Source organism: Microbacterium aurantiacum, from assembly GCF_021654035.1.
In the GTDB taxonomy this organism is placed as follows: Bacteria; Actinomycetota; Actinomycetes; order Actinomycetales; family Microbacteriaceae; genus Microbacterium; species Microbacterium aurantiacum.
The window spans coordinates 40,595-54,784 of the sequence record NZ_JAJPDW010000004.1 but is presented as its reverse complement, the minus strand read 5'-3'; the positions used below and the strand labels follow the sequence as shown (position 1 = coordinate 54,784).

14 protein-coding genes are annotated in these 14,190 nt (G+C 70.3%); 10 read left to right on the top strand and 4 right to left on the bottom strand.

Annotated elements, in window-relative coordinates; translation table 11 throughout:
- Window positions 1-5 precede the first annotated feature (5 nt).
- On the top strand, window positions 6-812 hold the full coding sequence (locus tag LTL01_RS10160; RefSeq protein WP_236968472.1) for an ABC transporter ATP-binding protein: 807 nt from the start codon (window positions 6-8) through the stop codon (window positions 810-812).
- Window positions 813-880: 68 nt separating this feature from the next.
- Window positions 881-1,132 (top strand): type B 50S ribosomal protein L31, encoded by a 252-nt coding sequence (locus LTL01_RS10155; RefSeq protein ID WP_053547359.1) that lies wholly within the window; start codon window positions 881-883, stop codon window positions 1,130-1,132.
- A 57-nt stretch (window positions 1,133-1,189) separates the two neighbouring features.
- Here the strand turns inward: LTL01_RS10155 and LTL01_RS10150 are convergent, their stop codons facing one another.
- Window positions 1,190-1,909 carry a 3'-5' exonuclease gene (locus tag LTL01_RS10150; RefSeq protein ID WP_236968471.1) on the bottom strand — a complete coding sequence of 240 codons (720 nt, stop codon included), beginning with the start codon at window positions 1,907-1,909 and terminating at the stop codon, window positions 1,190-1,192.
- A 163-nt stretch (window positions 1,910-2,072) separates the two neighbouring features.
- Between LTL01_RS10150 and LTL01_RS10145 the strand changes: the two genes are divergently transcribed.
- Complete coding sequence (locus LTL01_RS10145) at window positions 2,073-2,972, top strand: alpha/beta fold hydrolase (protein ID WP_236968470.1); 900 nt, start codon at window positions 2,073-2,075, stop codon at window positions 2,970-2,972.
- On the opposite strand, the gene LTL01_RS10140 is transcribed toward LTL01_RS10145, so the two are convergent.
- Window positions 2,932-3,486, bottom strand: a complete 555-nt coding sequence (locus LTL01_RS10140; RefSeq protein WP_236968469.1) for a CGNR zinc finger domain-containing protein — start codon at window positions 3,484-3,486, stop codon at window positions 2,932-2,934. The genes LTL01_RS10145 and LTL01_RS10140 overlap by 41 nt on opposite strands.
- 72 nt (window positions 3,487-3,558) lie before the next feature.
- Between LTL01_RS10140 and LTL01_RS10135 the strand changes: the two genes are divergently transcribed.
- Window positions 3,559-4,557, top strand: coding sequence for an EamA family transporter (locus LTL01_RS10135; protein ID WP_236968468.1), 999 nt, complete (start codon window positions 3,559-3,561; stop codon window positions 4,555-4,557).
- On the opposite strand, the gene LTL01_RS10130 is transcribed toward LTL01_RS10135, so the two are convergent.
- A complete protein-coding gene (locus tag LTL01_RS10130) occupies window positions 4,529-5,002 on the bottom strand; it encodes an Lrp/AsnC family transcriptional regulator (RefSeq protein WP_053547363.1) in 474 nt (157 codons plus the stop codon). The genes LTL01_RS10135 and LTL01_RS10130 overlap by 29 nt on opposite strands.
- Before the next feature lie 166 nt (window positions 5,003-5,168).
- Between LTL01_RS10130 and pdhA the strand changes: the two genes are divergently transcribed.
- Genes pdhA through LTL01_RS10115 form a run of 3 tightly spaced genes read left to right on the top strand, consistent with a single transcriptional unit; the run spans window position 5,169 to window position 8,664 of the window.
- The gene (gene pdhA / locus LTL01_RS10125; protein ID WP_236968467.1) at window positions 5,169-6,296 is read left to right on the top strand and encodes a pyruvate dehydrogenase (acetyl-transferring) E1 component subunit alpha; all 1,128 of its coding nucleotides are present in this window, start codon (window positions 5,169-5,171) and stop codon (window positions 6,294-6,296) included.
- Window positions 6,293-7,306, top strand: a complete 1,014-nt coding sequence (locus LTL01_RS10120) for an alpha-ketoacid dehydrogenase subunit beta (protein ID WP_236968466.1) — start codon at window positions 6,293-6,295, stop codon at window positions 7,304-7,306. The genes pdhA and LTL01_RS10120 overlap by 4 nt, the downstream gene beginning before the upstream one ends.
- Window positions 7,303-8,664: a dihydrolipoamide acetyltransferase family protein gene (locus LTL01_RS10115; protein WP_236968465.1), complete on the top strand. Its 1,362-nt coding sequence runs from the start codon at window positions 7,303-7,305 to the stop codon at window positions 8,662-8,664. The genes LTL01_RS10120 and LTL01_RS10115 overlap by 4 nt, the downstream gene beginning before the upstream one ends.
- Before the next feature lie 47 nt (window positions 8,665-8,711).
- Here LTL01_RS10115 and LTL01_RS10110 read toward each other — a convergent pair whose 3' ends face one another.
- A complete protein-coding gene (locus LTL01_RS10110; protein ID WP_236968464.1) occupies window positions 8,712-9,326 on the bottom strand; it encodes an SACE_7040 family transcriptional regulator in 615 nt (204 codons plus the stop codon).
- Window positions 9,327-9,430: 104 nt separating this feature from the next.
- Between LTL01_RS10110 and LTL01_RS10105 the strand changes: the two genes are divergently transcribed.
- Genes LTL01_RS10105 through LTL01_RS10095 form a run of 3 tightly spaced genes read left to right on the top strand, consistent with a single transcriptional unit; the run spans window position 9,431 to window position 14,175 of the window.
- Entirely contained in the window at window positions 9,431-11,035 is a 1,605-nt protein-coding gene (locus LTL01_RS10105) for a carboxyl transferase domain-containing protein (RefSeq protein ID WP_236968463.1), read from the top strand.
- 5 nt (window positions 11,036-11,040) lie between these two features.
- Entirely contained in the window at window positions 11,041-12,993 is a 1,953-nt protein-coding gene (locus tag LTL01_RS10100) for an acetyl/propionyl/methylcrotonyl-CoA carboxylase subunit alpha (RefSeq protein ID WP_236968462.1), read from the top strand.
- Window positions 12,994-13,008: 15 nt separating this feature from the next.
- Window positions 13,009-14,175: an acyl-CoA dehydrogenase family protein gene (locus tag LTL01_RS10095; protein ID WP_236968461.1), complete on the top strand. Its 1,167-nt coding sequence runs from the start codon at window positions 13,009-13,011 to the stop codon at window positions 14,173-14,175.
- The last annotated feature ends 15 nt before the right edge of the window (window positions 14,176-14,190 follow it).

Sequence of the window (14,190 nt, the reverse complement as noted above, 5' to 3'; positions counted from 1 at the left end):
GCGGCATGCCGCAGGTGCTCGAGTTCTCCGATGTCGTCGTCCGCCGAAACGCCCGCAACATCGTCGATCACCTCGACTGGTCCGTCGAAGACGATCAGCGCTGGGTGATCCTCGGCCCGAACGGCGCCGGGAAGACGACCCTCCTCCAGCTCGCCGACACGCTGCTGCACCCCACCTCGGGGCGAGTGTCGATCCTCGGCGAGCAGCTCGGCCGAACGGACGTGTTCGAGCTGCGCCCCCGGATCGGCTTCGCCTCCTCGGCGATGGCGCGGCGCGTGCCGCCGGAGGAGACGGTGCTCGACGTCGTCCTGACGGCTGCGTTCTCCGTCGTCGGTCGGTGGCGCGAGGACTACGAGGACATCGATGAGCGGCGGGCGCTCCGCGTCCTGGCCGAGTGGAACCTCGATCACCTGGCCGACCGCACGTTCGGCACGCTCAGCGACGGCGAGCAGAAGCGCGTGCAGATCGCCCGCGCCGTCATGACCGACCCGGAACTCCTCCTCCTCGACGAGCCCACCGCGAGTCTCGACCTCGGGGCGCGGGAAGAGCTCCTGGCGCTGCTGAGCGGGTACGCGCAGGCGCCGAGCACGCCCGCGATGGTGATGGTCACCCACCACGTCGAGGAGATCCCCATCGGATTCACGCACGTCCTGCTCCTCGCCGAGGGCCGCGCGGTCGCGGCCGGACCGATCGCCGAGACCCTCACGGCGGAGGCGCTCACCGAGGCGTTCGGGGTGCCGATCACCCTCACCGAGGCGGAGGGGCGGTTCGCCGCGCGCGCCTCGCGCGCCCCCGGTTCGGCGAACGCCTGACCTCCTGATAGACTCGTCCCTTGGTGCACGCGCACCGCAGACTTTCGAAGCCTCCCGCAAGGATCATCATGAAGACTGACATCCACCCCGACTACAAGGCCGTCGTGTTCCGCGACCTCGGTTCGGGCGACACCTTCCTCACGCGCTCGACCGTGTCCAGCGACAAGACCATCGAGCTGGACGGCGTGGAGTACCCCGTCATCGACGTCGAGATCTCCTCCGCCTCGCACCCGTTCTACACGGGCAAGCAGCGCATCATGGACTCCGCCGGCCGTGTCGAGAAGTTCAACCAGCGCTTCAAGAACTTCGGCTCCAAGTAAGCCCTGCGATGAACGAAGACCCCGCTCCGGCGGGGTCTTCGTTCATTCCGGGGCGATTCATCGGATGGGCCAGCTGCCGTCGATGCGGTCGTCGGGGTCGAGTCGCCCGATCGAGATGAAGTACTCGGTCAGGCTGTCCGCCTGGGCACGTGCCCACGCGATCTGACGGGTGTGGAGTTCGGTCGCCGTCGTGGGCAGCCAGGGGGCGAAGCGCTCCGCAAGAGCCTGCGCGACGCGTCCCGCCGCGATCGCGTCGGCGGATGCCTCGTGCGCGTCGTCCAGGCGCACCGCGTAGTGCGCGGCCACCGCCGAGAGGGTCCGTTTGCCGCGCCGCCACCGGTCGTAGGTCTTGTCGACGACGAGCGGATCGATGACGGGGGCGGGCGCGTCGATCGGGTCGAGACCGTGCCGCCGTGCCTCGTTCTTCAAGAGCGAGAAGTCGTAGGGCGCGTTGTAGGCGACGACGGGCGTCCCGGCCGCGAAGAGCGCGCGGAGCGCATCGAGCACCTCGGCGACGACCTCGCGCGCCGGGCGGCCTTCCGTGCGTGCGCGCGCGGTGGTGATCCCGTGGATGGCCGCAGCGCCGTCGGGGATCGGGATTCCGGGATCCGCGAGCCAGTCGCGGGCCTCGAGGACGCGTCCCGTGGCGTCGAGGACGCCGACGTGAGCGGTGACGATGCGGTCGGAGCGGACATCGACCCCGGTCGTCTCGAGGTCGAACACGCCGATGACCCGCATCCAGTCGGGGGCGTCGAACAGGGCGAGCTGCGAGTCCATGGCGCCCACGGTAGGGCTCTCCTCCGACACCGCCGGGAGGCCGCGCAGGATGACGGAGATGTGCACGATGACGGAGCCCCTGGCGTCTCGGCATCCGTGATCCTGCACATCGACGCGATCGTGTTCACGCGGGCGGCGCGCGGAGGGCTCGTAGACTCGGGGGATGCCCGCACCCCACCCCTACGCCGAACTCCTCGACGCGATTCCGGTCGAACGGCACGAGGTCGAGGTGCGGGGGGCGACGACGGTGTACTGGGTCTACGGGCCCGCCGATGCGGCGACGACGATCGTCGCTGTGCACGGCTTCCGCGGCGAGCACCACGGTCTCGAGCCGGTCGTCGCGCACCTCGACGGAGTCCGGATCATCTCGCCCGATCTTCCGGGCTTCGGCGAGACGCCCCCGCTGCCCGGAGTGCGCCACGATCTGCGGACCTATGCGGGATGGTTGCGCGCGTTCGCCGGTACCGTGGCGCCGGGGGCGGTGATCCTCGGGCATTCGTTCGGTTCGATCGTCGTGGCGGCCGCCGTCGCGGATGGGCTGGAGACGCCGCGCGTCATCCTGGTGAATCCGATCGGAGCCCCCGCCCTCGAGGGGCCGCGCGGCATCCTGACCCGACTCGCGGTGTTCTACTACTGGAGCGGTGCGCGTCTGCCGAAGCCGATCGGCGATGCGCTCCTGCGCAACGGCGCGATCGTCCGCGTGATGAGCGTGTCGATGGCCAAGACGCGCGACGCCGACCTGCGTCGCTTCATCCACGACCAGCACGACACGTACTTCTCCCGGTTCGCCGATCGCGATGTGCTGCACGACGCATTCGTCGCCTCGGTGTCGCACGACGTGCGCGAGTTCGCACCGGCCATCGCGCAGCCGACCCTTCTGATCGCCGCGCAGAAGGACGACATCACCCCGATCGAAGCCGAGCGCCATCTCGCGACACTCTTCCCGGATGCCGCGCTCGTCGAGATCCCCGACGTCGGGCACCTGATCCACTACGAGACTCCGGGGGTCGCGGCCGCGGCCGTCACCCGATTCCTGACGCCCTCCGACGGCGGTACGCGATGACGTTCATGCGGTTGCCGCAGTTGCCGGTGTCGCAGTAGCGCTTGGACCCGTTCTTCGAGTAGTCCACGTATGCGGCGTCGCAGTCGTCGGCGTCGCATCGGCGGATGCGGTCGTATTCGTCGGCGCGGATGACGTCGACGAACGCCATCGCCGACTCCACCAGCATCCGCACGTCGAGGGGGGAGTCGTCGGAGGTCGCGTGGATGTGCCAGTCGTACTCGTCGTGGATGACCAGGCGGGGGAGGGCGCCGCCGTCCTCGAGCATGGAGTTGACCAGCGGCACCGCGCCGGCGCGGTCCACGTCCCAGAGCGCGTCCAGGCGTGCGCGCACGTGCCGGACCGCGGCGAGCTCTGTGTCGTCGAGCCGGACGACGCCGCTGTACGGATGCCGGGAGAGGAAGGCCCGGAGGTCGTCGACCGTCGCGAGCCCGTCCTCTCGTTCCCCGTCCGGGAGGGTGTTCACCAGGTCGACAACCATCATCAGCGTGCGCTTGGTGTCATGAATGAATACCACGTTGACTCCTGACCTCGGCATCCCCTACTGTCACGAGTGTAAACACAGTTCGCCCCTGACAGTCGGATGCCCATGACCGCCGCGACCGCGCCCATCCCCCTCATCGCCCCGGAGCGCGGGGCTCCCCGCCGCACGGCGGGTCTGTTCATGGCCGTTGCATCGGCGCTCGCGTTCTCTTCGAGTGGACCCTTCATCAAGCCCCTGCTGGAGGAAGGCTGGTCGCTCGGCGCGGCTCTGCTCGTGCGCATGGCGCTGGCGGGTCTCGTCCTGTCGCCGGCGCTGTGGACCGCGATCCGCCGTCAGCGCGGATTCGTCCGCCTGCACGGGCGTCTGATCGTGGGCTTCGGCCTGACGGCCGTGCTGGGCTGTCAGCTGTTCTTCTTCGCCGCGATGCAGCGGATGCCCGTGGCCGTCGCGCTGCTGATCCAATACCTCGCTCCGGTGATGCTCGTCGCGCTGGTGTGGGTGCGCACGCGTCGTCGCCCCTCCCGGCTCGTCCTCGTCGGCTCCGTGGTCGCGGTGGTCGGGCTCGTTCTCGTCGTCGACATCTCCGGCGCCGGATTCGACCTCCTCGGGACGCTGCTCGCGTTGGGCGCCGCGGTCTGCGTGATGGCGTACTTCCTCATCGCGGAGCGGACGGGCGACACCCTGCCGCCGCTGGCTTTGGCCTCGGGCGGCCTGTTCGTCGGTGCCGTGGTGATCGGGCTCCTCCTCGCGGTGGGGGTGATGCCATGGCATGCTCCCGCCGTGACGGTGGTCCTCGCCGGGGCGGAGGTGTCGTGGTTCGTGCCGCTGCTGTTCGTGGGTCTCGCCGGAACGAGCATCGGCTACGCGTTCGGGGTGATGGCGGTGCCGCGGATCGGGTCGCGCGTCGCGTCGTTCGTCGGACTGTCCGAGGTGCTGTTCGCCCTCGGGTTCGCATGGATCTTCCTCGCCGAGGTGCCGGCCCCGGTCCAGTTCGTCGGCGGAGCGCTCATCCTACTCGGCGTCGTCCTCGTCCGCGCCGACGCGGAGTCGGCCGCGGAGCCGAAGGGGGAGGCCGCTATCGTTCCCGTCGTGCCAGCTCCATGAGGGGCAGGACGCGATGGGCGATGACCTCGCCCATCACGAGCGACGTCTCGGTGCGCTCCACGCCGTCGATCGCCAGGATGCGCGCGTCGGTGTCGAACAGGTGCTGTGTGTCGCGGCAGGCGACGCGGACCAGGACGTCGACCGGTCCGGACAGTCCGTGGGCGTGGACGATCTCCGGCACTCGCGCGAGTTCCGCGGTGATCCTCGGCAGGTCCGCCTGTCGCACCGTCACGCTGATGAACGCCTCGATGGGGAACCCCAGAGCCTCGGCGGAGATCGCCCGCTCGAACGAGAGGAACACCCCTGTCCGCTCCAGGCGGGCCATGCGGGCCTGGACGGTGTTGCGCGAAAGGCCGAGGCGCTCCGCCAGGGCGACCACCGTGGCCCGGTGATCGGCGGACAAGGCGGCGAGAAGCTCGAGGTCGACGTGATCCAGCCCACTCATAGTGCTGAACATTAGCAGGTATCTCGCGAGTGTGTGGGGCATCATGCTCAATCGGATGCCGAATGGTTGAGCGTCGTGACGTCTGGACGTAGCGTGGCCCTGACTGGCGACGACGCCGGTCGACGCCACTGCCGGATGACTCACGAGGTCCTCCGGCCGAGGAGGGATGACGATGACGCACACCCTGAACCCCACGGCCGACATCGCGACCGATATCGATGATGTCGCGCGCCTGATCGGCCCCGACGGCACCCGCGTGACGGACCCGGAACTGGAGCGCTGGGTCGCCGACGTCGATGCCGAGACCCTGCGGGGGCTCTATCGCGACATGGTCCTCGTCCGTCGGATCGACACGGAGGGCGTCGCTCTGCAACGCCAGGGACAGCTCGGACTCTGGGCGCCGTGCCGCGGTCAGGAGGCGGTGCAGGTCGGTACCGCACGGGCTCTGCGCGCGGACGACTTCGTCTTCCCCAGCTACCGGGAGGTCGGCGTCCATCATGTGCGGGGTGCAGCGCCGCGGGACTTCGTCCTCGCGTGGCGCGGCGTGACGCACTCCGCGAACGACCCCTACGCGACCAACACCGCCACGTCGCAGATCATCATCGGCGCACAGACGCTGCACGCCGTCGGGTACGCGATGGGGATCCAGCGAGACGGCGCCGATCAGGTCTCGGTGGCGTACTTCGGCGACGGGGCGACGAGCCAGGGTGATGTGAACGAGGCGATGGTCTTCGCATCGTCGTTCTCCGCGCCGGTCGTGTTCGTCTGCTCCAACAATCAGTGGGCGATCTCGGAACCCGTCTCCGTCCAGGCTGCGTACCCGATCGCGGGGCGTGCGCCCGGATTCGGCATCCCGAGCCTCCGGGTCGACGGCAACGACGTGCTGGCGTGTCTCGCGGCGATGCGGTGGGCCACGCACCGGGCGCGGACAGGTCAGGGGCCCGCCTACATCGAGGCCGTGACCTACCGCATGGGGCCGCATACGACGTCGGATGACCCCACGAGGTATCGCGACGAGGCGGAGGTCGAGCGCTGGCGTCGTCGCGATCCGATCGACCGGCTCGAGGTGTTCCTGCGCGGCCAGGGAGAGCTCGACGACGCCTTCAGCCGGTCCGTCGACGCGGACGCGGACATCCTGGGCGCGGCGGTGCGCGCCGCCACGCTCGGGGCGCGCACCCCCGAGCCCCTGGAAGTGTTCGACCACGTCTACGCTGAGCCGCACACCGGTCTCGATGAACAGCGCGGCTGGTTCGCCGCCTACCTCGACGGCTTCGCGGCGGAGGAGGAGGCATGACCGAGCTGACCATGGCGAAGGCGATCACGGCGGGATTGCGCCGTGCGATGGCGGATGACCCGAAGGTCCTCGTGATGGGGGAGGACGTCGGTTCCCTCGGCGGCGTCTTCCGCGTCACCGACGGTCTTCAGGCCGAATTCGGTGCGCAGCGGGTGATCGACACCCCGCTCGCGGAATCGGGCATCATGGGTACGGCCGTCGGCTTGGCCTTCCGGGGCTTCCGCCCCGTCGTCGAGATCCAATTCGACGGCTTCGTCTACCCGGCGTTCGACCAGATCGTCTGCCAGGTCGCGAAGCTGCACTATCGCACGCGGGGCGCGGTGCGGATGCCGATCACGATCCGCATCCCGTGGGCCGGTGGCGTCGGAGCCGCCGAACACCACTCGGAGTCCCCCGAGGCGTACTTCGTGCACACCTCGGGACTGCGGGTCGTCGCGGTCTCCGATCCGCAGGATGCGTATGTGTCGCTTCGTCAGGCGATCGCCTCCGATGACCCGGTCGTCTACTTCGAGCCCAAGCGGCTCTACCACCTCAAAGGCGAGGTCGATCTCTCGACGGATCTGGCGGATGCCGCGCCGCTCGGGCTCGCACGCGTCGTGCGGGAGGGCCGGGACGTGACGCTGCTCGCATACGGCGCGATGGTCCGCACCGCCGTGGATGCCGCTGATGCGGCGGAGGCGGAGGGGATCTCGATCGAGGTCATCGACCTGCGCTCGCTGTCTCCGGTGGACTACCGGACGCTGGAGGCGTCGGTGCGCAAGACCGGTCGCGTGGTCATCGCCCACGAGGCCGCCCGCGAGGCGGGTGTCGGAGCGGAGGTGATCGCGAGTCTCACCGAGCGATGCTTCCACTATCTCGAGGCGCCGCCCGTGCGCGTCACCGGTCACGACATCCCGTACCCGCCGGCCAAGCTCGAGAAGCATCACATTCCCGACCTCGACCGGATCCTCGACGCGGTGGACCGCGTCCTGGACCGTCCGAACAGTCGATCGGAGGTGGTGGGCTCGTGATCGAGCGGTTCCTGCTGCCCGACCTCGGGGAAGGTCTTCCCGAGGCGGAGATCGTCCAGTGGCACGTCGCCGAAGGGGATGCCGTCGTCCTCAACCAGACGATCGCCGAGGTCGAGACCGCGAAGGCGATCGTGGAGATCCCCTCGCCGCACGCCGGTGTCGTCCGCTCGCTCCATGCCGCCGCGGGAGAGGTCGTCGACGTCGGCGCCCCGCTGATCTCCTTCGAGATCGCCGCGGAGGCCGCCGCCGATGGCCCCGGTTCCGCGCCCGCGGTGGAGACGCCGAGTGAGGAGGAGTCGGGCCCCAACCTGGTCGGCTACGGTGCCGCGGCGCGCCGCGCCGGGCCGCCCCGGCGCCGCGCCCGCGTGCACGGGGCGCGGAGGAGCGACGTCGACACCGCCGTCCTGGAGGCTGCTCCCCACGATGCCCGACCCCGTCCCGAGCCCGCGGAGGAGCCCGGCCGGGAGCGCCCGCGCTCGACGCCCCCCGTCCGGGCGCTCGCGAAGCGACTGGGCGTGGACCTCGCGCTCGTCGAAGCCTCCGGCGTCACGGGTGTGATCACGCGCGAGGATGTCGAGGCGTACGCCGAGACGGTGGCGCCGAGCCGCCCGGGCGATGTGGTGTCCGCCGTCGCGCTCTCCGCTCCCGACGAGGGCGCACGGACGACACGCATCCCCATCCGCGGCGTGCGCAAGCACACGGCGGAGGCGATGGTGCGCAGCGCCTTCACCGCGCCGCACGTGACGACCTTCCTCACCGTGGACGTCACCGAGACGATGGACCTCCTCGCGCGCCTGCGGGAGGACCGCGAGCTGGGCGAGGAGAAGATCGGCATCCTCGCCGTCGTGTCGAAGGCCGTGTGTCTGGGCCTCCGCCGGCACCCGGAACTGAACGCGCGATGGGACCAGGACGCCGGAGAGATCATCCAGCACCACTACGTCAACCTGGGAATCGCCGCCGCGACGCCCCGAGGACTGCTCGTGCCCCATGTCGCCGACGCCGAGCGGATGTCGGTCATCGAGCTGTCGCGGGCGATCCGCGACCTCGCCGACACCGCCCGCTCAGGTCGCACCGCGCCCGGTGCGCTGACCGGCGGCACCTTCTCCATCACGAACGTCGGGGTGTTCGGCATCGACGCCGGAACCCCGATCCTCAACCCCGGTGAAGCCGGGATCCTCGCGCTCGGCGCGGTGCGTCGGCAGCCGTGGGAGCACCGGGAGGAGGTGGCCCTCCGGCAGGTGACGACACTGGCGCTGTCGTTCGACCACCGGCTCGTGGACGGCGAGCAGGGCGCGCGATTCCTCGCGTTCGTCGGCGACCTGCTGCGCGACCCCGCCCGAGGCCTGATGCTCGTCTGACGGCGTCAGACCTCGTCCCGGATTGCTGATCGGCTTGTCGGGGCTGATTATGGCACTCCGCGATCCCCGATGCCCAGGGCGGCGAGGGCCATATCCGTCAGGAGTCGCCGGACGGCGGCATCCGATGGTCTACCGGCTCGGCGGCGGACGCTGTGCGGCGTGGAATTGATCAGGCCGAAGCAGGCGTACGCGCGCGTACGGAGTTCGTCGGGGTCGGCATCCGGGGCGTCCGCGGCGAGGGCGCCGACCCACAGTTCGGCGTACTCGCGCTGGAGCCGCCGAACCGTGCGACGATCCCCATCGCCGAGGCTCGCCAGATCGCGATCTTGCACCCGGATGACGTCGCTGTCCGCGAGCGCGAAGTCGACATGGAAGCTGACGAGACCGCGCAGCTGCTCCCGCGGGTCGTCCGTTGCGGCCACCACGGCGGAACCGCCGGAGAGGAGGCGTTCGCTCACCGCGGTGAGCAGTGCGCCCAGGAGGGCCTGTTTTCCGGCGAAATGCCGGTAGACCGCGGGTCCGCTCACCCCGACCGCTGCGCCGATGTCTTCGAGGCTGACCCCGTGGAAGCCGCGCTCGGCGAACAGGCGTGCGGCTTCGCGGAGCAGCGCGGCGTGCCGATCGGCTTTGGCCCGTCCGCGCTCGGTGGGGGGTCTTGTCATCTCAGTTAATCCTCGCTAACCTAAGACTCGGTTAATGAACCCTAACCAAACTCGTCACGTCCGGACAACGGATGTGACCGGATCGTGACGTCGACGGAGATGACATGAGCGTCCTGCAGAGCGCAGTCGATCGGGATGAGGCGTTCGCGGACGCGCACGACGGTCAGTCGGCACTCGCCGCCGCGCTGCGCGAGCGGTTGGCCCGCATCGCCCGCGGCGGCACCGAGAGCGCGCGGGAACGTCATCGCTCGCGCGGCAAGCTCCTGCCCCGCGATCGGGTGGACCGGCTCCTGGACGAGGGCAGCCCGTTCCTCGAGGTCGCGCCGCTCGCGGCGGAGGGCGTGTACGACGGACAGGCCCCCGGAGCCGGGGTGATCGCGGGGATCGGTCTCATCCACGGGCGCCACGTCATGGTCATCTGCAACGACGCGACCGTGAAGGGCGGAACCTACTTCCCCCTCACGGTGAAGAAGCACCTGCGCGCCCAGGAGATCGCCGCGGAGAACGGGCTGCCGTGCGTGTACCTCGTCGACTCCGGGGGTGCTTTCCTCCCACAGCAGGACGAGGTCTTCCCGGACCGGGATCACTTCGGGCGCATCTTCTACCAGCAGGCGCGGATGTCGGCGGCCGGCATCGCGCAGATCGCCGCGGTTCTGGGATCCTGCACCGCGGGCGGCGCGTACGTCCCCGCGATGAGCGACGAGACGGTGATCGTTCGCGGGCAGGGGACGATCTTCCTCGGCGGTCCTCCTCTGGTGAAGGCCGCGATCGGCGAGGACGTCAGCGCGGAGGACCTCGGCGGCGGCGAACTGCACGCCCGGCGATCCGGCGTCGTCGATCACCTCGCGGAGAACGACGAGCACGCGCTCGAGATCGTGCGGGACATCGTCGCGACCCTCCCGCCGCCACCGTCGCCCGCGTGGGAGATCGCGCCGACCCGGCCACCCCTCGCCGACCCCGACGAGCTCTACGGGGTCGTGCCGGTCGACGTCAACCAGCCCTACGACGTCCGGGAGGTCATCGCGCGCCTCGTCGACGGAAGCGACTTCCACGAGTTCAAACGGTCGTACGGCGAGACCCTCGTCACCGGCTTCGCCCGTCTGCACGGGCACCCGATCGGGATCATCGCCAACAACGGCGTGCTCTTCAGCGAGTCGGCGCAGAAGGGGGCGCACTTCATCGAGCTGTGCGACCAGCGCGGCATACCGCTGCTGTTCCTGCAGAACATCTCCGGCTTCATGGTGGGACGCGACGCGGAGGCCGGCGGGATCGCGAAGGACGGCGCGAAGATGGTGACCGCCGTCGCCACGACCCGGGTCCCGAAACTCACGGTGATCATCGGCGGTTCCTTCGGTGCGGGCAACTACGCGATGTGCGGCCGTGCGTATGGACCGCGGTTCCTCTGGACCTGGCCGGGAAGCCGGATATCGGTGATGGGCGGTGCCCAGGCCGCCTCGGTCCTCGCCGCCGTCAAGGCGGACCAGCTGGCCGCTCGCGGCGAGGTCTTCGACGCCGCGACCAGGAGCGATTTCGAGGCGCCGATCCGAGAGCAGTACGAACGCCAGGGCGACCCGGTCTACGCCAGCGCGCGCCTGTGGGATGACGGCATCGTCGACCCGGTGCAGACCCGTGACGTCCTCGGCCTCGCCCTCGACGTCGTCTCTCGCACCCCTCTCCCCGAGCCGCGGTTCGGCCTCTTCCGGATGTGACCTCCATGACCGTCCCGCTCTTCGATACCGTCCTCGTCGCCAACCGCGGCGAGATCGCCCGGCGTGTCATCCGCACGCTCCGCGCCCTGGGCATCCGCTCCGTCGCCGTCTACAGCGACGCGGATGCCGGAGCCCCCCACGTGCGCGAAGCCGACCGCGCGGTCCGGATCGGCCCGGCCGCGGCGGCGGAGTCGTACCTGTCCGTCCCCGTCCTCCTCGCCGCGGCGCGGGAGACCGGCGCCCGGGCTGTGCATCCCGGATACGGCTTCCTCTCGGAGAACGTCGCCTTCGCACGGGCGTGCGCGGACGAAGGGCTGGTCTTCATCGGTCCCGGCATCCGTGCGCTCGAGCTGATGGGGGACAAGATCCGCGCGAAGGAGCACGTGGCCGCGCACGGGGTGCCGGTGGTCCCGGGGTTCAGCGCGATCGGGATGGACGACACCGCTCTCGCGGAGGCCGCGGTCGCCACCGGCTTCCCCTTGCTGGTGAAGCCCTCCGCCGGCGGCGGGGGGAAGGGGATGCAGATCGTCCGGGCCGTCGACGAACTGGCGACGGCGGTGGAGACGGCGCGCCGCGTGGCCCGGTCGGCGTTCGGAGACGACACGCTCCTCGTGGAGCGACTCGTCGAACGTCCACGCCACATCGAGGTGCAGGTCCTCGCCGACGAGGCCGGGAACATCATCCACCTCGGTGAGCGGGAGTGCACGCTGCAGCGGCGGCATCAGAAGGTGATCGAGGAAGCACCGTCCGCCGTCGTGGATGCCGCCACGCGCGAGCTCCTGGGGAAGGCGGCCTGCGCGGCCGCCGCCTCCGTCGACTACCGCGGGGCGGGAACAGTGGAGTTCCTCGTCGCCGGAGACCGCACCGAGGACTTCTTCTTCATCGAGATGAACACGCGTCTGCAGGTCGAGCATCCCGTCACGGAGATCGTGACCGGCGTCGACCTCGTCGAGCAGCAGATCCGGATCGCCGCGGGAGAGGACCTGACCCTTCGTCAGCCCGACATCGGCATCCGCGGCCATGCGATCGAAGCGCGCGTCTACGCCGAGACCCCCGCGCGCGGGTTCCTGCCCGCCACCGGCGACGTCCTGGAGTGGCGCCCCGCCCCGGGCGTGCGGACGGATGCCGCGGTGGAGACCGGATCAGTCGTCACCTCCGACTACGACCCCATGATCGCGAAGGTGATCGCCTCCGGCGACGACCGGCACGCGGCGCTCACCGCTCTCGACACCGCGCTCGCCGACACGGTGATCCTCGGCCTCGACACGAACATCGCCTTCCTCCGCTCGCTGCTGGAGGATCCGGAGGTGCGGGCCGGTCGCATCGACACCGCGCTGATCGACCGCCTTCCCACGCCGTCGCCCGTGCCCGTGACACCCGCGATCCTCCGTGCGGCGGCGGGGGTGCTCCCGGACGGTTCCACGCGCGCTGCGGATGCCGCGCACGCATCGGCCCTGTGGCGATCGGGGTCGGGGTGGCGCGCCGCGGGCCCCCGCCCCGCGCGCACCGTTGCTTTCCTGGGCGATGACGATGCGGTGCACGACGTCCGGCTCGAGGGTGGGGAGGACGAGCGGGAACCCGGCGTCGGCCCCGCAGTGGTCGGCTCCGACGGCGCGGTGTGGGTCCATACACGCTCCGGCGCGCAGCGTCTGCGTCCGCTCACCCGCCGCGAGGCGACGTTCGTCGGCCTCGCGCGGACGGGGAGGGCGGCGAACGCGTCGTCTCCCGAGGTCGGCGCACCGATGCCCGGCGCCGTCACCGCCGTCCACGTCTCCCACGGCGACCCGGTGGAGGCGGGGGAGCGGATCGTGACGATCGAGGCCATGAAGATGGAGCACCCCGTCCTCGCCCCGCACGCCGGCACCGTGCATCTGAAGGTCGCCGTCGGCGATCAGGTGCGACGAGACCAGACCATCGCCATCGTCCGGAACGCCGACGAGGCATCCCCGGCGGACTGAGAACCGAGGAGAACCATGTCCGAGAACACCCTGATCGATCCCTCGCTGACAGACGAAGAGCGCGAGCTCTCCGCGATGCTGCGCTCCTTCGCCGACGACGTCGTCGCTCCGCGGTCGTACGAGGCCGATCGCACTCGCACCCTCCCGCTTGACGTCGTGGCGCAGATGGGGGAGCTGGGGCTCTTCGGACTGCCCTTCCCGGAGGAGGTCGGCGGGCAGGGTGGCGACTACTTCTCCCTCTGCTTGGCCGTGGAGGCGCTGGGGCGCGTGGATCAGTCGATGGCGATCACGCTTGAGGCCGCCGTCAGCCTCGGCGCCATGCCGATCTTCCGCTTCGGTACCGCCGAGCAACGCGAGCGGTGGCTGCCCGATCTCGTCGCCGGCCGCGCGCTCGCCGGCTTCGGGCTCACCGAACCGGAGGCGGGCTCCGATGCCGGCGCCACCCGCACCACGGCGCGTCTGGATGACGGCGCCTGGGTCGTCAACGGCTCGAAGCAGTTCATCACCAACTCCGGCACGGACATCACCCGCTTCGTGACGGTCACCGCCGTCACGGGCGAGAGCCAGGGGAAGAAGGAGATCTCCACGATCATCGTCCCCTCCGGTACTCCGGGCTTCCACGTGCTGCCGGCCTACGACAAGGTCGGGTGGCACGCATCGGACACCCACCCCCTCGCGTTCGACGACGTGCGCGTGCCGGAGGATCACCTGCTCGGCGAGCGCGGGCGAGGATTCGCCGCGTTCCTGCACATCCTCGACGAGGGGCGCATCGCGATCGCCGCGCTCGCGACCGGTGCCGCGGAAGGGTGCCTGGAGGCCGCAGTGGAGTACTCCCGGTCCCGGAACGTCTTCGGCTCGCCCCTGTCGAGCCGCCAGAGCATGCAGTTCCTCCTCGCGAGGATGCAGCTGCGTGTACACAACGCCCGGCTGGCGTGGCACCACGCCGCCCGGCTGCGCGACGCGGGACGGCCGTTCAAGACCGAAGCGGCCATCGCGAAGCTCACCGCGAGCGACGCGGCCATGGACAACGCCCGCGATGCCACCCAGGTCTTCGGGGGCAACGGGTTCATGAACGAGTTCGCCGTGGCGCGTCACTACCGCGATTCCAAGATCCTCGAGATCGGCGAGGGGACGACCGAGGTCCAGCTCCTCGTGATCGCGCGTTCGCTCGGTCTGGTGTGAGCGCTGTAGCGTGAG